We start from the raw sequence: 26,887 nt of genomic DNA on the forward strand, positions 1-26,887 counted from the left end.
CATAACTCCTAACTCACAACTCATAACTCTGTAACTATGTCTACCATTCGTCCTGCCAAAATTACCAAGGTTCTTCCAGACTCGATAGCCGCAGAGATTGGCTTTGAAGCTGGAGATGCGATCGTTGCGATCAATGGAACGCGTCCCCGCGATTTAATTGATTATCAATTTTTATGTGCTGATGAAGTTCTAGAACTAGAAGTTTTAGATGCTGCTGGTAAAAGCCATCAGATTGAAATTGAAAAAGACTATGACGAAGACTTAGGGCTAGAGTTTGAAACTGCTCTATTTGATGGTTTAATTCAGTGCAATAATCGCTGTCCGTTTTGTTTTATCGACCAACAACCACCGGGTAAGCGTTCTAGCTTGTATTTGAAAGACGATGATTATCGTCTGAGCTTTTTATATGGCTCTTACCTGACCCTCACCAATTTACCAGAAAGGGAATGGCAGCGGATTGAACAAATGCGCCTGTCTCCCTTGTTCGTCTCCGTTCATGCTACAGAACCCGAAGTCAGAATTAGATTGCTGAAAAATCCGCGTGCCGGACAAATATTAGAGCAAATCAAGTGGTTTCAAGAAAGACGGCTGCAAATTCATGCTCAAGTAGTCGTTTGTCCTGGTATAAACGACGGCAAACATCTGGAACAAACCTTACGAGATTTAGCGTCCTTTTACACTGGGGAATTACCTGCGGTGGCATCAGTGGCTGTGGTACCTGTGGGTTTAACGCGATTTCGTCCAGACAAAGACGAACTCACACCAGTAACCCCAGAAAAAGCTCAGGAAGTGATTTATCGGGTGCGATCGCTCTCACAGCAATTTCGTCAACAATTCGGTTCTGGCTTTGCCTGGTTAGCCGATGAGTGGTTTTTGATTGCAGGTGAGGAATTACCAAGCGAAGCTGAATATGAAGAATATCCCCAAATTGATAACGGTGTTGGTTCCATTCGCTTGTTTCTTAAACAATTTGCAGAGTCTGCTACAAAATTACTCCCACCAAAAATCTATCCTAAACGGAAATTAACTTGGGTAGTGGGTAACGCAGTCGAAAAAGCATTTCAACCCATCTTGAAAAGCTTGAATGCAGTTGATGGTTTAGAAGTCAATATGCGTGCTTTATCTAGTGATTATTGGGGACAAAAGATTAGCGTCACAGGATTATTAACTGGTCATGATTTACTTTTAAATTTAGACGAGCAAGATTTAGGTGATGGAATTTTGCTGCCAAAAGTCATGTTCAAACATGGGGAATTGGTATTTTTAGATGATATGAGTATTGATGAAGTAGGTCGTCGGTTGAATACAAATATTTTACCAATAGCAGGAGTTGAAGAATTAATTAACTCCTGTATTGCTGACTTTTGACGCAAATTGTTAAATTGATTTCAGACAGAATAAATAAAAATTAAAAATTAGAAACAGTAATACAAAACCTGCTGAATTTTATTTTAATAAAACTTCAGTTGTTTTTCGGAGGCAATTTCTTGTTATGCTGAATGATAAATAATAAGTAATGCCTAAATAATCAACTGAGGAGTGAGTAGTGAAGAATCAGAATAAATACAATAAAAAAATCAAAAAAACTGGATTCTTCATTTTTACTTTTAAATTTTTACTTTTAAATTTTTTTAGTATTTTACCAGCAACGGCAGCAGCAGAAGAACCTGTATTGAGCGTAGTACAGAGCCAAGAAAATACGCAGCAATGGACAGGAATCACAAAGCGCCTGCAAGCCACTGGGGTAAATTATTGCGTAGTTGACCTAGCTGATGTGAGGAGCGCAGCCGATTGGGGCGATCGCCGAGTCTTGTTTATGCCAAATGTAGAGACATTAACACCAGCACAAGCGATCGCTCTTGAGGAATGGATGAGTAAGGGTGGAACCCTAATTGCCAGCGGGCCTGTAGGTAGTCTTTCAACACCAGGAGTACGCCAGTTATTGCGAGCGCTCTTAGGAAGTTATTGGGGATTTAGCCTTAATGACACGCAACAGATAAAACCCTCAAAAGACAAAATGCAGGAATGGACAAACCAAAACGGACTTTTTGACAAAGTACATGGCGGTGTTGTGATTCCTAATGATGTTACTAGTCAAACTGCTGCTGTGTGGAACTCTAAAGATAATCCTGCCGCAGTAGTCACTACAGAGCGTTCCACTTTGTTAGGCTGGCGCTGGGGAACAGATGTAGCTTCAACAGCATTAGATAGTGCCTGGTTAAAAGCTGCTCTTACTCGTCATCTGACATCGCGAGCAAACCGCAAAAATAAAGTAGAAGGAGCTTCCCCAAACTGCTCTACCTCATCCGCCTTATCTCCCTCATCCCCTTCATCTACCTCATCCGCCTCATCTTTCCCTGCTCCCACAATCGTTACTGCTCCTAAACCTAGACCACTTCCTAGAGTTACATCACCGACTTCCCCAGAGGCCATAGACCAATTGGAACAAACAGTGCGTTTAGATGTTGCACCCAACTCTAATGCACCAATTGATGCAAACGAAGCGATCGCTCTCCAGCAAGAGCTAGAAAATCTGATTGGTCGCGTGGAAAGCGCTCATTTAGCAGCATCAGTTGATGCTGCTAATGTTGCCAATCTCCAGTCTGTTAAGGGAGAATCCACTCAAGTAGCCTCAACCAGACCTGGGGCAGTAATTTCTAGCAAAGACCAAGCTTTGGCACAAGCAAGAATAGTTGCCAAAAACTTACCTCAGTTGATCGCGCAAAAAAACTATGCTTTAGCTCGTCAGCAGTGGCTGGCGACAAAAGCAAATTTGTGGAAGCAATTTCCTCTCGATCGCAGGTTAGCTCAGGCAGAAATCCGAGCAGTGTGGTTAGATCGAGGGACAATTGTTCGTGCTGGTAGCGAAAAAGGATTAGCCCAGGTTTTCGATCGGCTGGCAGAGTCAGGAATTAATACTGTTTTTTTTGAAACTGTTAACGCTAGTTACCCTATTTATCCCAGCAAAGTCGCACCACAGAAAAACCCGTTAATTCGTGGGTGGGACCCCCTAGCAGCAGGAGTAAAACTAGCTCACGAGCGAGGGATAGAGTTACATGCTTGGGTTTGGGTGTTTGCAGCTGGGAACCAGCGTCACAATGAAATTATTAATGCCAATCCTAATTACCCAGGCCCAGTACTTGCTGCCCATCCTGATTGGGCCAACTACGATAACTTAGGCAACACAATTCCTGTTGGTCAGACCAAGCCATTCTTCGATCCAGCTAATCCTGAATTGCGGCAATACTTACTCAAGCTGTATGAGGAAATTGTCACTCGCTATGATGTGGATGGTTTACAGTTAGACTACATTCGCTATCCTTTTCAAGACCCATTTGCAGGTCGAATTTACGGCTATGGGAAAGCTGCAAGAGCGCAGTTTCAGCAATTGAATGGCATAGATCCCATAAATATTTCTCCCAACCAAAGCGACTTATGGCAAAAGTGGACAGAATTTCGTACCCAGCAAGTTGATAGCTTTGTTGCCCAGGTGTCACAACAGTTACGACAAAAGCGAGCAAATTTGATTTTGTCGGTTGCCGTTTTTCCTTTACCAGAACTAGAACGAATTCAAAAACTTCAACAGCATTGGGAAGTTTGGGCAAGACGAGGAGATATAGATTTAATCGTTCCCATGACCTATGCCCAAGATACTTCTCGCTTTCAACGACTAGCACAGCCCTGGATAGCCTCTAACCAATTGGGTTCTACCTTGTTGGTACCAGGAATTCGTTTACTTTCCTTGCCAACAATTGGAGCATTCGATCAACTCCAACTCGTAAGAGACTTGCCAGTTACTGGTTATGCACTTTTTGCTGCTGAGAATTTAAACAACGAGCTACAACAAATCTTTAGTAGCACCCAAGGCAAAGTTGAACCTGCAACTGAACCTATTCCTCAGCGACAGCCTTTTAAAACCGCTGCCGTCCGTTATACTGCCTTGCAACGTGAATGGAAGTTGGTTTTGCAAAACGACCAATCAAGGATTTCAGATTTGAATAACCAAGCGCAAGTGGTACAAAGTGCTTTAAATCAGCTTGCCACCTCACCTTCTGCCAGTAATTTGCTGGCAGCAAGAGCCACGATGACTCGGTTCAAATCTCAATTTCGTGTATGGACGCGCCAACAGGCTATAGATAATCCCTATCAAGTCAAAGTTTGGGAAAATCGACTTGCAACTATAGAAAGGCTATTGCGTTATGGTGAGCGGCGGGTGCAGTTGCATCCTGAAGGATAATTGATAACTGATGACTGATAAGGTCATTAGTTATCAGTCATCAATTATCTGAAACTTTGTATTTCTTAATACAAAACTAACAGTATTTATAATTAAGATATTATTATTTATTTGGCATAAAAATTTTAAACCCTATTTAAATAACCTGCTTTGAGATAACTATTATCTGATGATAGCTATCATAATCATCTATGCAAGCTCTACCTCAGCTTCTCTGGCTACGATGCCTTAAGTCAATTATTGACTGTTCGCCACTGACAGTTGAGCCGGAAACATCAGTATCTGATGTGATATCACTGATGGCCAAGTGGGATGTCAATGTCTTAGTAATTTCCGTTTCGCAGTTAATAGGATGGTTTACAGCGCAAGATGTGGTGCGGCTTTTAGCTTCAGGGGTAGACTTCAAAACAACTAAAATTTCTGAAGTCATGCAGTCTTCAGCGATCGCACTGAAGCTATCAGATTTTAACAATATGACAACAGTATTAGCACTGCTACGCCAGCATCAGTTGGATTTATTGCCAATCATAGATGAGCAAGGTCAACCGATCGGGATAGTTACACCTGAAAGTATTTGTCGAGTATTGGAACAACCTATAGAAGTAATAACAGGTGAATGCTCTCAGAACGATATAAATATCAGCGAGTTTAGGCATGTAAAAACCTCTATGCAACAGGTGAATCAAGAGCTAGAAAGGCGAGTTACCCAACGAACGATCGCCTTAGAAGCAATCAAGCGGCAATTGTTATCCGAGATTAGCGATCGCCAAATCATAGAGGAGCAATTACAGCAATCCCAGCAAGTCTTGCAGTTAATTATGGATACTATCCCTCAGTGTATTTTCTGGAAAGATAGAAATTCCGTATTCTTAGGTTGTAATCGCAACTTTGCCAAAATGGTTGGTTTTGACAGTCCAGAAGATATTGTGGGCAAGACAGATTATGATTTGCCTTGCAAGAAAGAGGATGCGGATTTATACCGCGAATGTGATGCTCGGGTAATGCAGACGAATACGCCCGAATATTACATAATTGAGCCTCTATTAAAAGCAGATGGCAAACAAATTTGGTTGGAAACTAATAAAGTCCCACTTCATGATGGCGAAGGCAATGTTGTAGGTATTCTAGGTACTTTTGAAGATATTACTGAGTACAAGCAAGCACAGGATGCTTTAGAGAAAAGTGAAGAACGCTTTTGTTTCTTAGCTGAATCCATCCCACAACAAGCATGGATTGCTCAAGCCAACGGCAACACCGAGTACGTTAACCAACCCACTCTTGACTACTTTGCTTGCACTCAAGAAGAGATCCTCGATTGGGGATGGCAAAAATGGGTCCATCCAGAAGATTTGCCAAACTGTATAGTCTCTTGGCAAAACTCTTTAGCAACGGGCGAACCTTTGGAAATTGAATATCGCTGTCTAAGAGCTATCGACAAAACTTATCGCTGGCACTTGGTGCGCGCTTTACCGTTACGCGATCGCCAAGGAAAAATCGTTAATTGGTTTGGGACAAACACAGATATTGACGATCGCGTATCCGCAGAAATTGCCCTGCGAGAAAGCGAACAGCGATATCAAACCATAGCATCAGTCTCACCCGTGGGGATTTTTTGCACGGATGCCATGGGAGATTGCTTCTACGTGAACGAGCGCTGGTGCGAAATTGCTGGATTGACAAAAGCAGCCGGAATAGGACGTAGCTGGATAGCTGCTATTCATCCCGAAGATCTGGAGCGCGTAGCATCAGAGTGGAATCAAGCTGTTGCTGGCAAACGGCCGTTCCGTTTGGAATATCGATACCAGCGTCCCGATGGTGGTGTCACTTGGGTTTTTGGTCAAGTTGTGGTAGAGACAACAGATGTAGGAGAAGTCAAAGCTTACGTTGGCACTATCACCGACATTAGCCAACAGCAAGCAGTGCTGCGGGAACTTAGACAAACAGAAGCAGCACTGCGACATAGCGAAGAACGCTTCCGCAACTTAGTTGAAGCTAGCAGTGATTGGGTGTGGGAAGTTGATGAAAATACCGTCTATACCTATGTCAGTCCCAAAGTGCGTGACATCTTAGGTTATGAACCGCAAGCAGTCTTAGGAAAAACTCCCTTTGATTTGATGCCACCTGAAGAAGCTGAACGTGTTGGGAAAGTTTTTGCAAAGATTACTGCTGCACAAGAACCGTTTAAATGTTTGGAGAAGATTAACATCTGTAAAGATAACCATTTAGTTGTTCTGGAAACCAGTGGTGTTCCAGTCTTTGATGTTGCGGGTAAATTTCGTGGATATCGTGGTATGGATCGGGATATCACTGCTCGCAAGCGGGCAGAGGCAGCATTGCGGGATACTCAACAACAGTTACAGGCAATTTTGGATAATTCTCCAGCAGTAATTTATGTAGTAGATGCTCATAATAGATACCTGCTGGTCAATCATAAGTTTGAGCGGCTATTCAAGATTACTCAAGACCAGATTGTCAGCAAAAGCATTTATGAGATTTGGTCTCATGATATTGCCGATGGGTTTGCGGCTAAAAACTGCCAAGTAATTGCTGAAGGTATTTCCGTAGAAGCTGAAGAAGTTGTTACTCAGGAAGATCGTTTACACACTTACCTATCTATCAATTTTCCTTTAAAAGATGCTAATGGTATCCCTTATGCAGTTTGTGGGATATCCACGGACATTACAGACCGCAAATTAGCCCAAGACTCTCTTTTACGCTTTCGCAAAGCCATAGAAAGCACCAGTGATGCCATTGCTATCGGCGACATTACAGGTACAACCATTTACGTCAACCCGGCGTATATCGAACTTTACGAGTATACCTTGGAAGAATTGCAAGCTGCTGGGGGATCTGGAGTGATTTTCCAGCAACCTGGAGAGCAGGAAAAAATATTTACTACTGTCCAGAGTGGCAAGTCATGGCGTGGTGAAGTGACGATGCGATCGCGCAATGGCCACATGGTACAAATTTACCTCAGCGCCGATGCGATTAAAGATACTACAGGTAAAATGATTGGCACAGTAAGCATCCATACTGACATTACTCAACGCAGACAGGCAGAAATAGCACTACTTGTCAGCCAACAGCGGCTGCAATATTTACTTTCCTCCAGCCCAGCCGTAATCTACACTGCCAAAACTTTTGGAGATTTTGGTGGTACTTTTGTCAGCGAAAATGTCAACGTCATACTAGGCTATGAAGCACAGGAAATGATAGAAGATTCCAGCTTTTGGGCTAGTCATATTCATCCGGAAGACGCGCCACATGTGTCGGCTGCATTGGTAAAAGTATTCCAGCAAGGACAGTACAAACTGGAATACCGTTTCTTACACAAAGACGGAACATATCGTTGGATATACAACCAAGGCAAGCTAGTTCGGGACGACACCGGGAATCCACTAGAATTAGTTGGTTACATGGCAGACATCACAGACCGCAAGCAATTAGAACAAGAATTAAGATTATCTCTAGAAAAAGAAAAAGAACTCAGCAAACTCAAATCTCGCTTTGTCTCTATGACTTCCCACGAGTTCCGTACACCATTGAGTACCATCCTTTCTTCCTCTGAGTTACTAGAACACTACCGCCACAAATGGAGCGAAGAAAAACAACTCACTCATCTGCATCGCATTCAAACTGGTGTCAAGCGAATGACTGAGATTTTAAATGATATTTTGATCGTTGGCAAGGTAGAAGCGGGAAAACTAGAATTTAGACCAAAATCCTTCGATTTAGTCGCATACTGCCGTCATTTAATCGAAGAAACCCAGCTTAATCTTAGCAATAAGCAAGTCACTGATTTTATCAGCCAATATGAATCCATGCCATGCTACATGGATGATAAGTTGCTAGAACATATTTTGGGTAACTTACTCTCAAATGCGATTAAATATTCCCCGATTAACTGCACTATCAAATTTACTCTTACTTGTCAGTATGGACAAGTCATATTTGAAATTCAAGATTGGGGAATTGGCATTCCACCGGAAGATATCCCACACTTATTTGAATCATTTTATCGCGCCAATAATGTCGGTAATATCCTCGGGACTGGATTAGGACTGGCAATTGTTAAAAGGTGTGTGGATATTCACAAAGGTGAGATATTTGTAACAAGTACGCTGGGTATTAGTACGTTGTTTACTGTGATTTTACCATTAAATAATCAAATATAAATTGAGGTAAATAATGATCAAGATATTAGTCATTGAGGATGAAGAATCAGTACGTGAAAATCTTTTAGATTTGTTAGAAGCTGAAGATTTTGAAACTATTGCCGCAGCTAATGGCAGAATTGGGATAAATTTGGCGATAACCGAAGTTCCCGATTTAATATTGTGTGACATGATGATGCCGGAAATTGATGGTTATGGGGTGTTAACAGCATTACGACAAGACCCATTAACGGCAGCAATTCCTTTCATCTTTTTGACAGCAAAATCTGCTAAAGCTGATTTCCGCCAAGGTATGGATATGGGTGCAGATGACTATCTCACCAAGCCATTCACTCGGGCTGAATTATTAAGTGCAATCATGAATCGCTTGGAAAGGCAAGCTACTTTAAAAAAATATCTATCCAATCAAACTGCAAATAAAATTTTATCTCCTAAAAAGCAGTTATTAGAAATTAGTTTGCATAGAGTTGTTAAAAACCAAAATTTTCTAGAAGAATTCGAGGTATATTATCAACCTATAGTCAATATTAGTTCTGGACAAATAATTGCAGCTGAGAGTTTATTACGTTGGCAAAGTCCTGAATTAGGTCTAGTAACCCCAACAGAATTTATTCCATTAGCAGAATCTACAGGTTTAATTGTTCCTATTGATAGATGGGTAGTGCAAAGTGTGTGTCAACAGATTAAAACCTGGCATGATGCAGGAGTACCTTACTTGAAGGTGACTGTGAATTTATCTGTAATGGAATTTAATCAACCAGATTTTATCCAAAAAATAGTTGAGTTTTTAGGAGTCAATAATCTAGAACCACACTATCTTGAAATAGAACTCACTGAAAGTATGATTATGCAAGATGTGAATAGTGCGATCGCGACGATGAATGACTTGCAATCTTTAGGTGTAAGCATTGCTATTGACGATTTTGGTACTGGTTATTCTTCTTTAATTTATCTTAAAAATTTACCAGTAAATACTCTAAAGATAGATCGTTATTTTATTCATAATGTTGCCACTGATTCCCAAAAATCTGCCATTACAAAGGCATTAATTCAAATGGCGCACAATTTAGATATGCAAGTAGTTGCTGAAGGTGTAGAAACAGAAGCAGAACTGTCTTTTTTACGTCACAACAACTGTGATGCTATGCAAGGCTTTTTATTCAGTCGTCCATTACCAGCAGCAGAATTTGAGAATTTTTTGTGGAACAATAAACGCTTACCTAAACTACCTGTATAAATAAAATTTATTTGCACTTTTTTGTTTTTATGCCATACAAATAAGTTTTTGAAAATATTTGATATTTGGTAATGTTAATTATGTATTTTTCAGGCAAAATTAATTTGATTGTTACCCATGATTTTTTTGACACAAACTATTTTATATCATACGATTTTCTAAAAATTAATATATTTAAATAATATGAATAAAATTTTAGTTATTGAAGATGATATAAATATGCGGCAAAATATTTTAGACTTGCTAGATAATGAAAATTTTAAAGTTATTGGAGTAGAAAATGGTCGTCTTGGTGTGCGGTTAGCCCAAGAGGAAATTCCTGATTTGATTATTTGTGACATCATGATGCCAGAACTAGATGGTTATGAAACACTGAAGGCATTACGTCAAAATCCAACAACGGCAATAATTCCTTTAATTTTTCTAACTGCTAAATCTGATAAAACCGACTTTCGCCAAGCGATGGAGTTGGGAGCGGATGACTATATAATCAAGCCTTTTACAAGAGCAGAATTATTGGCTGCTATTTCTTGTCGATTAGAAAAACAAGTTACTCTTAAACAGCAAACCCAAAAAAATCTAGAGGATTTGCGTAGTAGCATTACCTTCTCTTTTCCTCATGAAATGCGAACACCTTTAAATGGTATTTTAGGTTTTTCGCAAATTCTGATGGAAGAAGCTGAGTTACTAGACTCACAAGCTATCCGTGAAATGGCAGAATATATTTATGATTCAGGCGAACGTTTATTTAGATTAATTCAAAACTTTTTGCTGTATGCAGAACTCGAAATTATCGCAACCGATCCACAGCAAATTAAAATTCTACAAAGTCAGGAAACTGCCTTTCCTCCACTTGCTTTAGCTAATTTGATTGCAGAAACAGCTAAAAAATTAGGCAGGGAAGCAGACGTGCAAGTAGATTTCTATCCATGTAATATTATTATATCTGAAAAAAAAATTTATAAAATTACTGAAGAATTGCTTGATAATGCTTTAAAGTTTTCCCCAGTAGGAACACCGATTCAGATTATAAATAAATCTATTAACAATACTTTTGTTTTATCCTTTATCGATCGCGGCCGAGGTATGAGTGCAGATCAGATTGCCGAGTTGGGAGCATATCGGCAATTTGAGCGTAAACTTTACGAGCAACAAGGCTCAGGGTTAGGATTAATCATCGCTAAACGGTTGGCTGAATTACACGGTGGTAAACTTAAAATTCAAAGCAAGCCGCAAGAAAAAACTATTGTCACAGTAATACTTCCGTGTAGTACGTGAAGTAGGGGAAGATGAGGGGGACGCGGGGACAAGGGAGACAAGGTAGATAATTCTTCATTTTTGCCTCCTGACAACTGACCCTTACGGGTGACGCTCCTGCGTCGCTAACGCTGCGCTAACGGCAGTTCCTCCTGGGGAAACCCCCAAGACCTGACTGCCTCACCACGCGGCTGGCTCCTCAGCACTAATAAAAGCTTGGGCATTGCTCAAGGTGCAATAGCTGGTCTTGACAATGCCATAAGCTAGTTGGGTATGTAGATTTGGCTGACTCGAATACTATTATCTACACTCGATGTTTGCGATCGTGTTGGGTTTTTCGTTGAAGTTAGCGTATAACTTGTATAAGTTGTATTCAAATAGACAAATTTGTACATAGTTTATAGTGGTATGCCAATGGCAAAGCGATCGCTCCAAGCATCAGAAGAAGGCATTAGAAAGGCTAAACAGGCTTTTAAACGCAAAGGTTGGACGCAAGAATACTTAGCTGCTGAAGTAAGTTTAGAAACTCGCCAGCCTATTTGGAAGTTCTTTACTGGTAAGCCTGTTGACCGCCATGTCTTCAACGATATTTGCTTTGTCCTTGAGCTAGACCCCTTAGAAATTATACAAAAACCAAATATTAATGAATATACGTCTTTAGATACCCCTGCTGATACTACACTCGATATTCATGCCTTAGTACAAAAGCTGCGGTCTGTTTACCACGAAAAAATTCAAGCTCAGTGTGGCACTTTACACCTTTTAGATATTGCTCGACCCATTAACTTAAATGAGTTATATGTTGATGTCAATATCTTCGAGGAACTTACCAGTAAGAGATGGCTAGAAATTATCGATCTGCACAGATTGGACACCAATGAATTTAAACGCTTTGGCTTAAGTCAATCACCTCAGGAACGGATTTCAGGACTAGACTTAGTTATAAAATATTCTAAGCTAATGTTGCTGGGAAAGCCTGGTTCCGGTAAAACTACATTTTTGCAATCAATTGCTATTAGTTGTATTCAGGGAATTATTCTACCAGACTATTTACCAATTTTTATCACTCTGAAAAACTTTGCTGAAGATATTCAAGGGCGTAATCAAATCAGTTTCTTAAATTACTTGCATGAGTATTTTATAAATTTTGGCATTTCTGAACAAGAAATGGCTACATTGTTTTCTCATGGTAAAGCGCTGATTTTATTAGACGGATTAGACGAAGTTCTCAAAGAAGATTCTGGAAAAATTATCAATATAATTCGTAAATTCAGTGATAAATATTATAAAAATAAGATAGTTATTGCTTGTCGTATCGCTTCTTATTATTATAATTTTCCTGGTTTTACTGAAGTAGAGATTGCTGATTTTAATAAATCACAAATTGCGGAATTTGCAGAGAAATGGTTTTTAGCGGTTACGAGAAATTCTCCAGCAGAAGCACAAATATTGGCACATAAGTTTATCCAAAAGCTGGAACTGGTAGAAAATCTGCAAATCTTGGAGTTAGTTACTACACCACTTTTGCTAAATCTCATCTGCTTAGTTTTTAAGTCGATGCAAGATTTCCCAGCTAATCGCTGTGAACTTTATAAACAAGCATTGGATTTGCTGTTAGTGCGTTGGGATGAAACCAGAAGCATCAAACGAGATCGAGTCTATCGTGACTTGTCGTTGCTACATAAAATTAAATTACTCAGTCATATAGCAGCAGTTTCCTTGAACCAAGGAGATTACTTTCTACCTGTAACTAAAATGCGGCAACTGATCGCTGACTATCTACGTTATCTTACCGATGCCGCAACTGATGCAGATGCTTTGGAATTAGAAAGTGTGGCAGTGTTAAAAGCAATTGCCGCACAACATGGATTGCTAATTGAAAGAGCGCGAGGAATTTATTCTTTTTCTCATTTAATTTTTCAAGAGTATTTTGCAGCTAGAGAAATTATTACAAATCCCAATACTCAAAACTTGCAAGAATTTGTGAATCGTCTAGGTAAAAAACATTGGCGTAATGTCTTTTTACTAAGTGTGGAAATGCTAAATCCAGCAGATACTTTATTGCAGCTAATGAAACAAAAAATTGATAATTTAGCAACGAGCAATGCAAAATTGCATGATTTTCTTATCTGGCTAGGACATAAATCTTCCATTGTAGACACATTCTATCATGTAGCTAGCGTGCGTGCTTTTTACTTTACCATTGCCCTTCCCCCAGAACATCCTCTAGCCTGCAACCAAGATTTGGCTATGTCTTTGGATCGCAGACTTGCTCTTAATCTTGCTCTTGATTTGGGATTGGATCTGGCTCTCATTCATGCACTTACTGTAAGTCTGGCAATAACTGCTGATATTTTTTTCCAGCGTTTCTCTGCTCTGAGTTTAGCCCTCGACCTAAGACATCTGCTGACAGATAAACCGTCTTTACAAAAATCACTACAAGAACTGAAAAACCAGCTACCCTTGCCAAGTAAAGGTAGAGAAGCACTAAAAATATGGTGGCAAGCTAATGGCAAAGCTTGGACTGGAGAATTACGGACTCTGATAATCTGTACTCGCCAAATTGGTCATGACTGGGAGTTTAATGAACAAGATTTAGAACAACTCCAATATTACTGGGATGCAAACAAATTAGTATTAGATTGCCTCAATAGTGGTAGCAATGTCACTCCTAATGTGCGGGATTGTATAAAGGAAAATTTATTTTTAATTTATGGTTAGAGATAATTGATAAATAAAAATCGGACTTTAGACTGGCGACAAATATTAAGTTTCAAGTCTAAAGTAAAGGCATTGTGTACAATTTCTACTGCCATGAAAGTCCCTGCGCGGTTCTTGCTGCTATTGCTATTCACTACAACAGCAGCCTGTAACCAGACTCGCGCCTCCTTAGATAGTCCTACATTGCCAGCATCTACATTTTCTGCTCAACTAGCACAGAATAAAACACAGCCGAAAAATGTCATCCCGACCGAAGAACTTTTACCCAAGCCCATCCGCATAAACCTGAAAAATTTACCAGCACCCTTCGCTACGGAAAGTGCCTCGAAGCAACCTGAAGTCACAGCAATTCCACAAAATCCAGTGTTGCGCGTACCACGAGGTTTTACAGTTAACGTCTTTGCTGAAAACTTAGATGCTCCGCGCTGGCTGGCTTTAACTCCTAGTGGTGATGTGCTGGTGACAGAAACTAGGCAAAATCGGATTCGTTTGTTGCGTGACAGCAATGGTGATGGCGTAGCTGATATTCGAGAGATATTTGCTAGTAGGGCAAACGGACTTAATAGACCTTTTGGCATGGCTTTTGCAAGTAATTCTTTCTTCCTGGGTAACACAGATGCTGTATTGCGTTTTCCTTATACCAAAGGTCAAAACAAGATTACAGGTAAGGGAGAAAAAATCGCCGATTTGCCTGCTCAAGGTTATAACAACCATTGGACGCGCAACGTCGTAGTCTCGCCCGATCGCAACAAGTTATATGTCTCAGTTGGTTCGGGAACTAATGCAGATGAAGAACCATTGCCACGGGCTTCGGTACAAGTGATGAATTTGGATGGTTCCCAGCAGCAGACTTTTGCTTACGGCTTGCGTAACCCAGTTGGTCTAGATTTCCATCCTGTTACCAAAGAACTTTACACCACTGTCAACGAGCGGGATGGAATTGGCGATGATTTAGTTCCAGACTACCTCACACGCATCCAGCGAGGTGAATTCTACGGCTGGCCTTATGCTTACCTGACACCAAGCAATCTTGACCCACGTCAAAAGGTGAATGACAAAAGCAAACGTCCGGACTTAGTAGCCCGTACCCGCACCCCGGATGTCTTGTTTCAAGCGCATTCAGCAGCCTTGGGTTTACAGTTTTATGACAGTAGAACGTTTCCAGAAAAATACCGCAATGGTGCTTTTGTAGCTTTTCGTGGCTCTTGGAACCGCGATCGCGGCACTGGTTATAAAATTGTATTTGTCCCCTTCAATGCTCAAGGGCGATCGCTAGGCTACTACGAAGACTTTCTCACTGGATTTTTGCTCAATCCCTCTGTACCAACTACTTGGGGACGGCCAGTTGGTTTACTCGTCCTTCCCGATGGCAGTCTATTATTAACAGAGGAAGCCAATAATCGGATTTATCGGATTCAGTATACAGGTGGTTAGAGATTGGGGACTAGGGACTAGGGAGACAAGGGAGACAAAGAGAATAAAAAATACCCCCAATACCCAGTCACCTAACCAGCACACTGAATGATAGTAATAGTTATCTAATTTAGAGATTTAGTTATGACTCAGAATGAAAATAACGATCGATCCAATAATATAAGTGAAACTTCTTCCCATTCCGGTACACGTTACTGGGGTAACGTGGAAGTGATAGAAGAGGGAGATACTTATAGAATTAGCCGTATTGAAATCAAGCCCAGGCACAGCATAAAACCACAAATCCACTATCACCGCAATGAACACTGGGTTGTAGTTTCTGGTGTTGCAAAAGTGACTTGTGGAGAAGAAGAAATATTAGTGAATCGCAACGAGTCAACTTATGTCCCCGCAGCAACACTGCATAAGGTAGAAAATCCAGGACATATTCCGCTCGTTATTTTGGAAATTCAAAATGGTGAGTATTTAGGCGAGGATGACACTGAGCGCCCTTATGACTTAAATTTGGTCAAGCCTGTACCTGAAAGTAAGTAAGATTCACATTGTATTTAAGAAGAAGACGCGGTGAGGGAAATGTCACCGCTTCCCGGCATTCTCTTTTTTGTGGGATGAGGAAGATGAGAGAGATGAGGAAGAATAATAATTGTTTGCTTACTGTCCCTTACTTCTCATCTAGATTTAAGCTTGTTTAAGCAGTTCATCTAGCAGTTTTCTAGCAGGTTGTGCTTTAGTCAGCGCTGCTTGATGGTCACTATAAGCACGAACAAGACGAGCAAGACTACTTACACCTGTTTTGAGTTGGTCAAGTTCTTCACCAGTAGCTAGTTCGCCATCGAGCATTCGCCCAATCAGAGGTTTGATGTCGCCTACTTCTTGCCGGACTTTTTGGAGTTTTTCTACAGTACTCAGTAATGTTTTGAGTGAGTTCAAGATGTCGTCAATATCCTGGACATTCTCCACTAGTTCAGGCGAATCTTCTGTTTTTAAAGTATTTTCAATCTCTGAAACCGGAGGCAATTCCTGTGCAGTTGTTTCAGTTTTTACCCCATTTGGTCGTGCCATTAATGCTTCCTCAAAAAATTTTCTCCAGTGTATCGCTTATCTGCCAATTGTGGGACTTACCAAAAACAAGCTACTACCAGATACAGTTGTATTCTGAAAGACAAGGGCATAAAGCATAATGACATTTATCAGTCACAATAAATTGTGCCAATTATTTCAGTAGTGCTTGTCATTGACAATTGGCACAAGTGATATCGAGTATTGTCTGCTTTTAACTAAAAATCCCAGCAAAAAAGTCAAGGGTTTCCTTAAGTGCTTTGATGAAAGCATCAATTTCCTCACGGGTGTTGTAGAAAGATAGACTAGCCCGTGCAGTTCCAGGAAGACCTAAGTAGCGGTGTAATGGTTGAGTGCAGTGGTGTCCAGAACGAATAGCAACGCCTTCTTGATCTAATAATGTAGATAAGTCGTTAGGGTGGACTTCTGCGGCTGTGAATGTAGCTAAAGCAGCTCTACCTTCTCCTTGAGTATTGGGTTTAGGCCCATAAATCCGAATTTGGGGAATTTGCTCTAATTGTTGGAACAAGTAAGCTGTTAATTCTGCTTCATAGGCGTGGATTTTATCCATACCTATGCTAGTAAGATAATCTACTGCTGCACCAAGAGCGATCGCTTCTCCAATTGCAGGTGTACCCGCTTCAAATTTATGGGGTAATTCTGCATAAGTAGAATGGTCTAAATACACCTCAGCAATCATCTCACCACCACCGAAAAATGGCGGCATTGATTCTAGCAAATCCAACTTACCATACAAAAATCCTATCCCAGTCGGGGCGCACATTTTATGCCCGGAAGCGACCAACCAATCACAATCTATATGTTGTACATCAACAGGGAAATGGGGAACACTTTGACAAGCATCAACTAAGAATTTCGCACCGTATCTGTGAGCAATACTAGCAATTTCTTGCACTGGGTTAATACAACCTAAGGCATTAGAAATATGCACTACTGATACCAATTTTGTTTTGTCAGAAATCAGTTGTTTAAACTGTTCCAAATCAAAAGTTTCTTCAGGTGTCAGTTCCACAAATTTCAGTACTGCACCCGTTTTTTGGGACACAAACTGCCAGGGCACAATATTACTGTGGTGTTCCATCACCGACAGAATAATTTCATCTCCTGGCTGCAAATTGTTCATTCCCCAGCTATAGGCTACTAGGTTAATTGCCTCACTTGCATTGCGAGTATAAACAATTTCCTGGCGCGATGCAGCATTGATGAATTTGGCAACTTTGTCTCGCGCTGCTTCATAAGCATCGGTAGCTTTAGCACTGAGAGTATGAGCGCCGCGATGGACATTGGAATTATATTGCTCATAATAATCCCGCAAGGTATTTAATACGAACAAAGGTTTTTGCGACGTAGCGGCATTATCGAGATAAACCAAAGTTTTGTCGTTGACTTCCTGACGTAATATCGGGAAGTCAGCGCGAACTTTATCGGCAAGGGTTTTGGTAGTGGTGAAAGTCATTGGTAGTTAGTCAGTTATCAGTAGTAGAGACGCGATTAATCGCGTCTGTACAATGGTCAGTAGTCATTAGTCAGTAGTTGGGGACTTCAGACTAGTGACTGTATTGAACAGATTTTCTTGCAGGGAGGGTACTGGGATTTGGGTGATGATTTCGGCAGCAAAAGCGTTAATTAACAACTTACGAGCATCATTTTCATCAATTCCCCGGCTTTGCAGATAGAATATTTCATCATCTTCTAATTGGCTGACAGTAGCACCGTGGGCGCACTTCACATTATCAGCAGTAATTTCCAATTGGGGTTTAGTGTCAACTCTAGCTTTCGATGATAGCAGCAAATTCCGATTCAACTGCGCTGCATCTGTCAACTGTGCTGGTTTAGGAACGAAAACTTTGCCATTGAATACAGCATGAGCGCGATCGCCTACGATACACTTATGCAATTGCTTACTCGTACCATGAGGATAATTTAACGCCAGGGCACTGTGAGTATCCGCCACCTGCTTACCAGCAATTATCGTCAAACCATTGAGGATAGTTTCTGTTTGTTCGCCAGTTTGCAAAATCTCTAAATTGTGCCGTGACAGCTTCCCACCGAAAGTTATGGCATTACAGGTATATCGACTATCACGAGCTTGAGCGATCGCAGTTTTGCCGATATGAAAAGCCTCTCCACCTTCCCGCTCAACCCTAGTATGACTCACCTGGGCATTCTCACCAACCCAAATTTCCGTAACTGCATTGGTAAGGTAAACCGCCTCTTTCGCTGCACCGTTCGTATACTCTTCAATCAAGCTCACTTGCGAACCACCTTCCGCTACCACCAAACAACGCGGCTGCGAAATTGTTGCTACTTCCCCAACCATCGAAATAAACAGTAGATGAATTGGTGTCTCAACTACAACATTCTTCGCCACCAATACCACTGCTACATCAGTTAACCCAACCGTATTAAGAGCCGTAAATACTTCCTGCGCACCCTCAGCCTGAGCTAAATACTGCCTAACACGTTCCTGTTCACCTACAGACAACTTAGCTAAATTACTTACTACCACCCCAGACGGCAAATCTGCAACGGCTGATAACTCCGGTGCATAAACGCCATTTACAAACACCAAACGGCTATTAACAGCTTCCGGTATCGGCGAAATATCCGCCTGTTTTAACTGCGTCTCCACCTGAAATTGTACCTGCCGCAAAGCTGACAAATCAGTAAATCGCCATTCTTCCTCACGAGTAGTCGGGATAGTTGAGTGACGCACCCAATTAGCAGCACGTTGGCGTAGTTCCTGCAACCAACCCTCTGTTTCAGGCACAGTTAGCTGATTTAACAACTCAGTCAGATAAGCATCTCTATCCAACAAAGCAGATGTCATGACTGTATCCGAGTTAGGAATTGAACTAGGAGAAACTTGAATTGTCATTACACGCCCACCTCAGCAGCTTCCAGCACCCAGTCATAACCGCGAGATTCCAACTCTAGCGCCAGTTCCTTACCACCACTAGTGATAATTCGCCCGTTTGCCATCACATGCACAAAATCGGGCACAATATAGTTGAGTAACCGCTGGTAGTGGGTAATCATAATCGTGGCATTTTCCGGACTTGTCAGTTGATTTACCCCATTTGCCACAATCTTGAGCGCGTCAATATCCAAACCGGAATCTGTTTCATCCAGAATTGCTAACTTCGGTTCCAGCAGCGCCATTTGTAGAATTTCATTCCGCTTTTTCTCGCCACCAGAAAAACCTTCATTCAAACTCCGACTGAGGAAAGCAGGATTCATCTTTACCACTTCCAACTTTTCCTCAATCAAATCGTCAAAATCAAAAGCATCTAATTCTTCTAAACCTTGTGCCTTGCGACGGGAATTGTATGCCACCCGCAAAAAATCTAAATTGCTGACACCGGGAATTTCTAAAGGATACTGAAAAGCCAGAAATATCCCACTTCTTGCCCGTTCTTCCGGATCTAATTCCAGCAGATTTTGCCCTTGGAAAATCACCTCACCACCAGTCACCTCATAAGCTGGATGCCCAGCCAGCACCTTGGAGAAAGTACTTTTCCCGGAACCATTCGGCCCCATAATTGCATGAATTTCACCCAAGCGTACCTCAAGATTTAGACCCTTGAGAATCGGTGTTCCATTAACTGTAGCCGTCAAATCTCTGACTGACAGCACAACTTCACTATTTTCTCTAATCATGTTCTCTCTTCTCTCTTAGTTCGTAGTAGGCGCTAAAGCGCCTTTTGCCCTGACTACAAGCTTTACCCAACACTACCTTCCAACTTCAGACTCAACAGCTTATCAGCTTCCACTGCGAATTCCATGGGCAGCTGGTTGAACACATCCTTGCAGAAGCCGCTAATCATCATCGAGATTGCATCTTCTGCGGAAATTCCGCGTTGAGCGAAATAGAACAGTTGATCTTCCCCAATCTTGGAAGTGGAAGCTTCATGTTCCACCTTGGCAGTATTATTTTGCACCTGGATATAAGGGAAAGTATTGGCATGGGCATTATCCCCAATCAGCATCGAATCACATTGGGAATAGTTTCTTGCCCCTTGAGCTTTCGGGTTGACTTTCACCAAACCCCGGTAACTGTTACTAGAGTTACCAGCAGAGATTCCTTTAGAGATAATTGTGCTGCGAGTGTTCTTACCGACGTGAATCATTTTGGTACCAGTATCGGCTTGCTGCATGTTATTTGTCAGCGCCACCGAGTAGAATTCACCCACAGAGTTATCGCCTACCAACACGCAGCTAGGATACTTCCAAGTGATTGCTGAACCAGTTTCCACTTGAGTCCAAGAAATCTTAGAATTGACACCCTGACACAAACCGCGCTTGGTAACGAAGTTGTAAATACCGCCTTTACCTTTAGCATCCCCGGCGTACCAGTTTTGCACGGTGGAATATTTAATTTCAGCGTTGTCGAGGGCGACAAGTTCCACAACGGCGGCGTGTAGTTGGTTGCTGTCATACATCGGCGCGGTGCAACCTTCGAGGTAGGAAACATAGCTACCTTCTTCAGCAACAATCAAAGTCCGCTCGAATTGTCCTGTATCGCCGGAGTTGATTCGGAAATAGGTAGACAGTTCCATCGGGCATTTCACGCCTTTGGGAATGTAGACGAAAGAACCATCACTAAATACAGCGGAGTTCAGCGCGGCAAAGTAGTTGTCTGCTGTGGGGACGACACTACCAAGATACTTCTGCACTAGTTCTGGGTGTTCCTGTAGTGCCTCGGAAATAGAGCAGAAGATAACGCCATCTTCGGCTAGCTTTTCTTTAAATGTAGTGGCGACGGAAACGCTATCGAAAATCGCATCAACGGCCACGTTCGCCAGTCGCTTCTGTTCAGATAGGGGAATGCCCAACTTCTCGAAAGTTTCTAGAAGGGTGGGATCGACTTCCTCCAGACTGTTGAGTTTTTCTGTCTTGCGTTTCGGAGCGGAGTAATAAATGATATCTTGATAATTTATTGGCGGGTACTTAACATTCGGCCAAGTTGGCTCTGTCATTTTTTGCCACTGGCGATACGCTTTGAGGCGAAACTCCAGCATAAATTCCGGCTCGTTCTTCTTGGTGGAGATTAAGCGGATAACGTCCTCGTCTAGTCCACGCGGAATAGTGTCGGCTTCAATATCGGTGACAAAGCCGTACTTGTAGGGTTGGTTGACTAAGGTTTTGACAGTGGCACTCATCGTTAATAATCTCTCGTGTTCAGTTCAATCTCTATAAAGATGGGAGACGGGCTTGGGTTAGCCGATTCTCATCTGGCGTTACCGAGTAGGTTACACGGCTGTTAAAATAAGGATGGAGAGTAAAACAACATATTTGTTGTTTAATGTATCTTCATTTTAAGCTAGATTAACAACAACATTGTTGTCAAAGTCAATTTTTCTGAGAAATTTTTGGAACGTTCGCGAAGCGTCTCGTAGAGAAGATGGCGACTACCCACCAGTCCTCAACCAAGCAAGATATCCTAGAATATCTGCTGAAACACTCACAAGCAACGGCTTTTGAGCTATCTGAAGTTTTAGATGTTAGCCCCCAAGCGATTCGTCGTCATCTCAAGGATTTGGAGGCGGAGGAGCTAGTTTTGTACTCGCCAATAGTGCAAGGGGGTATGGGCCGTCCGCAGCACGTTTATCAACTGAGTCGTCAAGGACGCGATCGCCTGCAATCGCCAAGTGGCGATCGCTACGGTGAATTCGCCGTTTCCTTGCTGGATACTTTAGCAGAAACTGTAGGGCATGACCAATTCAAATCGATTTTACAAAAACAATGGGAGCGCAAGGCACAAGAATACTGCGATCGCATGGGTAAAGGTTCGCTACGAGAGCGTGTGGAAAATTTAGTGGAACTGAGAAAAGCTGAAGGTTTCATGGCAGAGTACCACGCTGTAGACTTGGATGACTCTTCGGTTGGCGAGAGTCCTGGGGACACACTACGCGATCGCTTTATTTTTATGGAGCATAATTGTGCGATTTCCAACGTTGCTGAGTCTTTTCCTACTATTTGCGGTCATGAATTAGAAATGTTTGCCGCAATACTACCAGATTGTACAGTAGAACGCACCCACTGGATTATCAATGGCGAACATCGTTGCGGCTATTTAGTGCAAGCTCGAAAACAAAAGTCTTATGAGTAAATTTTTGTCCAAATCTAGTTTAAATTGTGAATCATTGCTGAGTAGTAAAGGGCTTTACCAATCAACTATTCCCAATTGTTCATCAGTAATTATTTAACTAAATTTCATATTCAATTTATGGATGTAGCACCACAGCAACCATCAACACAATTTTTAACTTTGGAAGAGTCAGCAAAAGTAGATGCGGCTTTGTTGTCTTCGCCAGAAAAGTTTTTAACAAGATTGACTATTTCATCACTCAAACTCTTGAAATATATTGCCCAAGAGTACAATGTCGCTATAGAAGATTTGACAACCCATCAAGTGATTGCTTGGTTTGAGAAAGATAGTAAGATTAGGCGCGAAGAGGGAATTGAAGCTTCATTTTTGAAGTGGTAAAATTTGGAGCGATCGCAGAAAATAATCAATAGATAAATGATAATGGGTAACTCATAAAAATTACAAGTTACCCATAATTAATTATTGTTTAAGTTGACTTAATTTTAAATTTCTTGACTCTTATCTTTTACAAAAAACTGAGTCAGTACACTCTCTACAAATCCTCTAAAATTGAGGTAAGTATTAGAATTAAGTTGCCAAGGTAAAATACTTAACAGCAAATCTTGTACTGGTTGTAGAGGAACCAGTCGATGGCGGTTTGCCCATTTGTAGCCAATAGAAATAAATTTAGCATCTTTGGCTAAACCCCATTTTTGCTGGAAGTGGCTCAGCGAGGTTTTATTCCAAGCATCACTCCACCGTAACCAAAAATAGGGTATGTCATACCATGCCAATGGTGCTGGAAGTACATAAATAACAGTACTAGCTGGCTCAAAATAAATAGTCCCACCAACTGCACGCACTGATAAGCAAAAATCAGTCTCTTCTCCAAGATTCATTAATTTCTCATCCAAGTAACCTATCTGGTTAAAAACATTAGTACGTACTAAAAAACAATGGAATTCTATCAATTGCGTTTGTTCTCGTAGCAGTTGAGATTTTACTGCGGGTAATAAATTTTTGGCAAAATATCGTTGTTCGCGTAAGTCTAGTTTCCCATCTTCCTGCTGAAATTCACAAAAGCCACCCGCCATATGAATATTTTGGGTTTCTATTCCATGTACTCCATCTAAGTAAAGTGGCCCTACAACCCATGCATCTGTATCATCAGCACACTGCACGAGTTTCTTCAACCAATAAGGCGTAACCTGAACATCATTATCAATGAAAACAACGTATTTAGTATCAACGTAAGGCAATGCTAGGTTACGTGCTTGATTAGCACATAAATAATTTTCTGTACGAATCAAGCGAAACGCTTTTTCGTGTGATTGTTGTTCTAGATACTGCTTAATTGGCTGAGGCGAATTAGCATCTATGTAAATTAATTTAAAGGGAATATCACTATGTGCGTAAATACCTTCTAACGAAAATTTTGTATAACTGAAGCGTTCCCGTGGAACCACAACAATTGTAACTTGAGGTTCTAACATAGAGTTTAAGTATTTTTAGCATGATTCTCTTATGTTTTACGAGTATATGCTTATAGAAAAATAAAAATGTAAAGCTGCTATGTATTTTCCTATAGATTTATTTAAAAATGAAGTGTATTTTCTGAGAAGAAAACTTTAATAAAAATACTTAAATTATGAAGATAAATACTATGAATTAACTGAAAACCTTGAGTTCAGTCAAGGTTACATCCACCAAGCACGATCGCACCCTTACCTCACAGAATGCGATCGCTACCAAAACTTAAATTACGGCTTCGTCACGTTGACAATCAAACACCAGCACGAAGCTAGCATCAGGTATCAGCTGACGTAAACGTTGTAAATGACCGTCTGCATCAGAACGACTGCGAAATCGAGCAATAATCACCCGTTGCATATTAGGAAGTAAACGAGCTATAGCCCAAGAATTAAGACGTTCTTTGTAAGCGATCGCCTGACTCTCTAGCAAAGAATCGTTGTAATTTGTATTTTGTGGCATCATTATGTTGTCCATCAGGAATTTAGTGAAAGGCGTTAGCGAGTCTCTTGCCGGGGATGCACTAACGCCTCTTCAATCATGATTAAAGTGCAAATTATTACTGTTCGTCAATACTTAGCGTTAAGTTTTAACAATATAACAAAAGTAGATAGTAGGTCTAGTCAGCTATGAATTTGAGAGCCTTGAGAGAACGTGCAAGGCTTACAGTCTTAGACGTAGCGAAAGACTTAGACTGCGCGGAATCTTCAATTCGCAATTGGGAAAAGGGGAGAACAACGCCAAAGCTTGAGGTATGGCAAGTTTTCCGCCTGCGGGATTTGTATGAATGTACAGAAGAAGAGTTAGTGCAAGCGGTAAAAGAGTCGATGCAAGCTCAAGAGGCATAGCCTTGATGTCAAAAGTTCGACTTCATTATTGCATTCTATCTATCGTGCGATATTGAATTGCCTCCGCTACATGATTAGCTTTTAGCTCATCATCACCCGCTAAATCTGCAATGGTGCGCGCTACTTTCAGAATGCGATCGCTTGCTCTAGCTGATAAACCTAATTTTCTAATTGCCGCTTCCAACAAATTACGACTAGCATCATCTAACTTGCACCATCTTTGGAGATGACGACTCTGGATTTGGGCATTGCAACGCAGATTTGATTCTCCTTGGAAACGGGTGATGGCGCGATCGCGTGCTTGTTGCACTCGTTCTCTCACTTTCAGAGATGCTTCCCCCATAGGTTGTTGAGTAATTTCCTCTGGTTTCAAACGATTCACCGCCACTTGCAAATCAATCCGATCCATTAACGGCCCGGAAAGTTTAGCCCAATATTGCTCGCGTTGCCTTGGCGAACAAGTACACTGTTGGATGGTATCGCCATAGTAACCGCAAGGACAGGGATTGGTACTCGCTACCAAAGTAAACTGTGCGGGAAACATGACTGATTGTCTAGTACGGGAAATCGTGACATAGCCATCTTCCAAAGGCTGGCGGAGAAATTCTAAAACATCACGTTTAAATTCTGTTAACTCATCCAGAAAAAGTACACCTCGGTGTGCTAAAGAAATTTCTCCAGGACGAGGGAAGCTACCGCCCCCAACAAGAGACGGCCCGGATGCTGAGTGATGGGGACTGCGAAAAGGGCGATCGCGCACCAATGAACCGCGATTTTTCAATAAACCAGCCACTGAGTGAATGCGAGTCACTTCCAAAGACTCAGCAAATTCCAATGGTGGCAAAATACCTGGTAAACGCCGGGCTAGCATCGTTTTGCCACTACCAGGCGGCCCAACAAAGATTAAATTGTGTCCCCCAGCAGCAGCAATTTCTAAAGCACGGCGAGCATGAGCCTGTCCTTTTACGTCATTCAAATCTGCAAAATGTAGAGACATTGTATTTAACGTCTCTACTTTGTCATCTAGCCTCATAGGTTTGTAAAGCTCTGGATGGTTTAAAAAATCAACCACTTCAGAAAGATTTTTACAGCCATAAACAGCCAATCCTTCTACCACTGCTGCTTCTTGGGCATTATCAACAGGCAGAACTAAACCAGCGATTCCCATCTTTTGAGCAGTAGCAGCAATGGGTAGAACACCAGCTACAGGGCGCAAACTGCCATCCAGAGAGACTTCGCCTAAAAAAAGATAATCTCCTAGTAAGTCAGCACTCACTTGTTCCGAAGCTGCCAAAATTCCCACACTAATAGGCAAATCGAAACATGGCCCTTCCTTGCGTAAATCTGCCGGAGTTAAGTTAATCACAATTTTTCGCATAGGAAAGGCAAAATCAGCATTCTTCAATGTAGCTTTCACCCTTTCTTTTGATTCCTGAATTGCTGCATCTGGTAATCCCAAGATCACAATTCCCGGTAATCCCCCTGACACATCGACTTCCACGCCTACTTTGACGGCATCGATGCCCACAATTGATGCACTCCAGACTCTAGCAAGCATTGGTTAAATATTTCTTCTATAGCAGTAAACCTTTAGAATCTCTAGCAGATGAGTAGGTAAATCGGCATGAGTGAAACCACAGAGACGATTTTCAGCAAAATCATTCGTCGAGAAATTCCAGCTAACATAGTCTATGAAGATGATTTAGCTTTAGCATTCAAAGATATCCACCCCCAAGCACCAGTTCACATCCTCGTCATTCCGAAAAAACCCATTGCCAAACTAGATGATGCCGAATCTGAAGATCGAGCTCTTTTGGGGCATCTTTTGTTAACTGCCAAGCGCGTTGCCGAAGAAGCTGGACTAAGCAACGGTTATCGGGTTGTCATAAACACAGATGCTGACGGTGGTCAAACTGTCTATCACTTACATCTACATATTCTGGGAGGACGGCAGATGGACTGGCCACCTGGTTGATAAAACTTTGTGAATCGCGTCTGGTGACGTGATTCATCACAAAAATAAATAGTTGTCATAATAAATACTTAATTAAAATTGCTTTACAAATCTCAATTTTGCTTTTAAGGTAGAGGAGAGGTAAGCAAGTTTACCTACCAATTCATAAAACCAAAGCATTTATAAAACAATGACCACAACCTTACAAAGACGCGAAAGCGCCAACGTATGGGAACGGTTCTGCAACTGGATCACCAGCACCGAAAACCGGATTTATGTCGGTTGGTTCGGCGTATTGATGATTCCAACGTTGCTAGCCGCAA

20 protein-coding genes and 1 pseudogene are annotated in these 26,887 nt (G+C 41.5%); 13 read left to right on the forward strand and 8 right to left on the reverse strand.

Annotated elements, in window-relative coordinates; translation table 11 throughout:
- The first annotated feature begins 36 nt into the window (after nucleotides 1-36).
- The 8 genes from RMY31_RS16205 (at nucleotide 37) to RMY31_RS16240 (ending at nucleotide 15,595) form a co-directional block, all read left to right on the forward strand.
- Complete coding sequence (locus tag RMY31_RS16205; RefSeq protein WP_322664227.1) at nucleotides 37-1,368, forward strand: TIGR03279 family radical SAM protein; 1,332 nt, start codon at nucleotides 37-39, stop codon at nucleotides 1,366-1,368.
- A gap of 178 nt (nucleotides 1,369-1,546) precedes the next feature.
- Nucleotides 1,547-4,237, forward strand: coding sequence for a family 10 glycosylhydrolase (locus RMY31_RS16210; RefSeq protein WP_322664229.1), 2,691 nt, complete (start codon nucleotides 1,547-1,549; stop codon nucleotides 4,235-4,237).
- Nucleotides 4,238-4,428: 191 nt separating this feature from the next.
- Nucleotides 4,429-8,412, forward strand: a complete 3,984-nt coding sequence (locus RMY31_RS16215) for a PAS domain S-box protein (protein ID WP_322664231.1) — start codon at nucleotides 4,429-4,431, stop codon at nucleotides 8,410-8,412.
- Nucleotides 8,413-8,425: 13 nt separating this feature from the next.
- Nucleotides 8,426-9,649 carry an EAL domain-containing response regulator gene (locus tag RMY31_RS16220; RefSeq protein ID WP_322664233.1) on the forward strand — a complete coding sequence of 408 codons (1,224 nt, stop codon included), beginning with the start codon at nucleotides 8,426-8,428 and terminating at the stop codon, nucleotides 9,647-9,649.
- A 183-nt stretch (nucleotides 9,650-9,832) separates the two neighbouring features.
- The gene (locus tag RMY31_RS16225) at nucleotides 9,833-10,927 is read left to right on the forward strand and encodes a response regulator (RefSeq protein ID WP_322664235.1); all 1,095 of its coding nucleotides are present in this window, start codon (nucleotides 9,833-9,835) and stop codon (nucleotides 10,925-10,927) included.
- A gap of 393 nt (nucleotides 10,928-11,320) precedes the next feature.
- Nucleotides 11,321-13,627, forward strand: coding sequence for an NACHT domain-containing NTPase (locus tag RMY31_RS16230; protein WP_322664271.1), 2,307 nt, complete (start codon nucleotides 11,321-11,323; stop codon nucleotides 13,625-13,627).
- A gap of 93 nt (nucleotides 13,628-13,720) precedes the next feature.
- A complete protein-coding gene (locus RMY31_RS16235; RefSeq protein WP_322664237.1) occupies nucleotides 13,721-15,061 on the forward strand; it encodes a sorbosone dehydrogenase family protein in 1,341 nt (446 codons plus the stop codon).
- Nucleotides 15,062-15,184: 123 nt separating this feature from the next.
- Nucleotides 15,185-15,595 (forward strand): phosphomannose isomerase type II C-terminal cupin domain, encoded by a 411-nt coding sequence (locus RMY31_RS16240; protein ID WP_322664239.1) that lies wholly within the window; start codon nucleotides 15,185-15,187, stop codon nucleotides 15,593-15,595.
- A gap of 144 nt (nucleotides 15,596-15,739) precedes the next feature.
- Here the strand turns inward: RMY31_RS16240 and RMY31_RS16245 are convergent, their stop codons facing one another.
- The 5 genes from RMY31_RS16245 to sufB all read right to left on the reverse strand — a co-directional run bounded on the left by RMY31_RS16245 (nucleotide 15,740) and on the right by sufB (nucleotide 21,303).
- Nucleotides 15,740-16,123 carry a hypothetical protein gene (locus tag RMY31_RS16245; protein WP_322664241.1) on the reverse strand — a complete coding sequence of 128 codons (384 nt, stop codon included), beginning with the start codon at nucleotides 16,121-16,123 and terminating at the stop codon, nucleotides 15,740-15,742.
- 211 nt (nucleotides 16,124-16,334) lie between these two features.
- Nucleotides 16,335-17,597 carry a cysteine desulfurase gene (locus RMY31_RS16250; protein WP_322664243.1) on the reverse strand — a complete coding sequence of 421 codons (1,263 nt, stop codon included), beginning with the start codon at nucleotides 17,595-17,597 and terminating at the stop codon, nucleotides 16,335-16,337.
- Between the two features lie 66 nt (nucleotides 17,598-17,663).
- Nucleotides 17,664-19,019, reverse strand: coding sequence for a Fe-S cluster assembly protein SufD (sufD, locus tag RMY31_RS16255; protein ID WP_322664245.1), 1,356 nt, complete (start codon nucleotides 19,017-19,019; stop codon nucleotides 17,664-17,666).
- Nucleotides 19,019-19,801: a Fe-S cluster assembly ATPase SufC gene (sufC, locus tag RMY31_RS16260; protein WP_322664247.1), complete on the reverse strand. Its 783-nt coding sequence runs from the start codon at nucleotides 19,799-19,801 to the stop codon at nucleotides 19,019-19,021. The genes sufD and sufC overlap by 1 nt, the downstream gene beginning before the upstream one ends.
- 62 nt (nucleotides 19,802-19,863) lie before the next feature.
- Nucleotides 19,864-21,303: a Fe-S cluster assembly protein SufB gene (sufB, locus tag RMY31_RS16265; RefSeq protein WP_322664249.1), complete on the reverse strand. Its 1,440-nt coding sequence runs from the start codon at nucleotides 21,301-21,303 to the stop codon at nucleotides 19,864-19,866.
- A gap of 242 nt (nucleotides 21,304-21,545) precedes the next feature.
- Here sufB and sufR point away from each other — a divergent pair, with 242 nt between their 5' ends.
- Nucleotides 21,546-22,253 carry an iron-sulfur cluster biosynthesis transcriptional regulator SufR gene (gene sufR, locus RMY31_RS16270; protein WP_322664251.1) on the forward strand — a complete coding sequence of 236 codons (708 nt, stop codon included), beginning with the start codon at nucleotides 21,546-21,548 and terminating at the stop codon, nucleotides 22,251-22,253.
- A gap of 117 nt (nucleotides 22,254-22,370) precedes the next feature.
- A complete protein-coding gene (locus RMY31_RS16275; protein WP_322664253.1) occupies nucleotides 22,371-22,631 on the forward strand; it encodes a hypothetical protein in 261 nt (86 codons plus the stop codon).
- Between the two features lie 104 nt (nucleotides 22,632-22,735).
- On the opposite strand, the gene RMY31_RS16280 is transcribed toward RMY31_RS16275, so the two are convergent.
- Nucleotides 22,736-23,725 (reverse strand): glycosyltransferase family 2 protein, encoded by a 990-nt coding sequence (locus tag RMY31_RS16280; protein WP_322664255.1) that lies wholly within the window; start codon nucleotides 23,723-23,725, stop codon nucleotides 22,736-22,738.
- 262 nt (nucleotides 23,726-23,987) lie between these two features.
- A complete protein-coding gene (locus RMY31_RS16285) occupies nucleotides 23,988-24,224 on the reverse strand; it encodes a hypothetical protein (RefSeq protein WP_322664272.1) in 237 nt (78 codons plus the stop codon).
- Nucleotides 24,225-24,391: 167 nt separating this feature from the next.
- Between RMY31_RS16285 and RMY31_RS16290 the strand changes: the two genes are divergently transcribed.
- A complete protein-coding gene (locus tag RMY31_RS16290) occupies nucleotides 24,392-24,610 on the forward strand; it encodes a helix-turn-helix transcriptional regulator (RefSeq protein ID WP_322664257.1) in 219 nt (72 codons plus the stop codon).
- A gap of 25 nt (nucleotides 24,611-24,635) precedes the next feature.
- On the opposite strand, the gene RMY31_RS16295 is transcribed toward RMY31_RS16290, so the two are convergent.
- Complete coding sequence (locus RMY31_RS16295; RefSeq protein ID WP_322664259.1) at nucleotides 24,636-26,168, reverse strand: YifB family Mg chelatase-like AAA ATPase; 1,533 nt, start codon at nucleotides 26,166-26,168, stop codon at nucleotides 24,636-24,638.
- A 66-nt stretch (nucleotides 26,169-26,234) separates the two neighbouring features.
- Here RMY31_RS16295 and RMY31_RS16300 point away from each other — a divergent pair, with 66 nt between their 5' ends.
- Complete coding sequence (locus tag RMY31_RS16300; protein ID WP_322664260.1) at nucleotides 26,235-26,585, forward strand: histidine triad nucleotide-binding protein; 351 nt, start codon at nucleotides 26,235-26,237, stop codon at nucleotides 26,583-26,585.
- Between the two features lie 169 nt (nucleotides 26,586-26,754).
- Nucleotides 26,755-26,887, forward strand: a pseudogene (locus RMY31_RS16305) (photosystem II q(b) protein); the annotation flags it as partial.

The organism is Dendronalium sp. ChiSLP03b, from assembly GCF_034531165.2.
Taxonomy (GTDB): Bacteria; Cyanobacteriota; Cyanobacteriia; order Cyanobacteriales; family Nostocaceae; genus Dendronalium; species Dendronalium minutum.

What these genes read in the sequence shown, in the direction of transcription:
- RMY31_RS16205 (WP_322664227.1), top strand. Translation starts at nt 37, where the DNA reads ATGTCTACCATTCGTCCTGCCAAAATTACCAAGGTTCTTCCAGACTCG.
- RMY31_RS16215 (WP_322664231.1), top strand. Translation starts at nt 4,429, where the DNA reads ATGCAAGCTCTACCTCAGCTTCTCTGGCTACGATGCCTTAAGTCAATT.
- RMY31_RS16220 (WP_322664233.1), top strand. Translation starts at nt 8,426, where the DNA reads ATGATCAAGATATTAGTCATTGAGGATGAAGAATCAGTACGTGAAAAT.
- RMY31_RS16225 (WP_322664235.1), top strand. Translation starts at nt 9,833, where the DNA reads ATGAATAAAATTTTAGTTATTGAAGATGATATAAATATGCGGCAAAAT.
- RMY31_RS16230 (WP_322664271.1), top strand. Translation starts at nt 11,321, where the DNA reads ATGGCAAAGCGATCGCTCCAAGCATCAGAAGAAGGCATTAGAAAGGCT.
- RMY31_RS16235 (WP_322664237.1), top strand. Translation starts at nt 13,721, where the DNA reads ATGAAAGTCCCTGCGCGGTTCTTGCTGCTATTGCTATTCACTACAACA.
- RMY31_RS16240 (WP_322664239.1), top strand. Translation starts at nt 15,185, where the DNA reads ATGACTCAGAATGAAAATAACGATCGATCCAATAATATAAGTGAAACT.
- RMY31_RS16245 (WP_322664241.1), bottom strand. Translation starts at nt 16,123, where the DNA reads ATGGCACGACCAAATGGGGTAAAAACTGAAACAACTGCACAGGAATTG.
- RMY31_RS16250 (WP_322664243.1), bottom strand. Translation starts at nt 17,597, where the DNA reads ATGACTTTCACCACTACCAAAACCCTTGCCGATAAAGTTCGCGCTGAC.
- sufD (WP_322664245.1), bottom strand. Translation starts at nt 19,019, where the DNA reads ATGACAATTCAAGTTTCTCCTAGTTCAATTCCTAACTCGGATACAGTC.
- sufC (WP_322664247.1), bottom strand. Translation starts at nt 19,801, where the DNA reads ATGATTAGAGAAAATAGTGAAGTTGTGCTGTCAGTCAGAGATTTGACG.
- sufB (WP_322664249.1), bottom strand. Translation starts at nt 21,303, where the DNA reads ATGAGTGCCACTGTCAAAACCTTAGTCAACCAACCCTACAAGTACGGC.
- sufR (WP_322664251.1), top strand. Translation starts at nt 21,546, where the DNA reads ATGGCGACTACCCACCAGTCCTCAACCAAGCAAGATATCCTAGAATAT.
- RMY31_RS16275 (WP_322664253.1), top strand. Translation starts at nt 22,371, where the DNA reads ATGGATGTAGCACCACAGCAACCATCAACACAATTTTTAACTTTGGAA.
- RMY31_RS16280 (WP_322664255.1), bottom strand. Translation starts at nt 23,725, where the DNA reads ATGTTAGAACCTCAAGTTACAATTGTTGTGGTTCCACGGGAACGCTTC.
- RMY31_RS16285 (WP_322664272.1), bottom strand. Translation starts at nt 24,224, where the DNA reads ATGCCACAAAATACAAATTACAACGATTCTTTGCTAGAGAGTCAGGCG.
- RMY31_RS16290 (WP_322664257.1), top strand. Translation starts at nt 24,392, where the DNA reads ATGAATTTGAGAGCCTTGAGAGAACGTGCAAGGCTTACAGTCTTAGAC.
- RMY31_RS16295 (WP_322664259.1), bottom strand. Translation starts at nt 26,168, where the DNA reads ATGCTTGCTAGAGTCTGGAGTGCATCAATTGTGGGCATCGATGCCGTC.
- RMY31_RS16300 (WP_322664260.1), top strand. Translation starts at nt 26,235, where the DNA reads ATGAGTGAAACCACAGAGACGATTTTCAGCAAAATCATTCGTCGAGAA.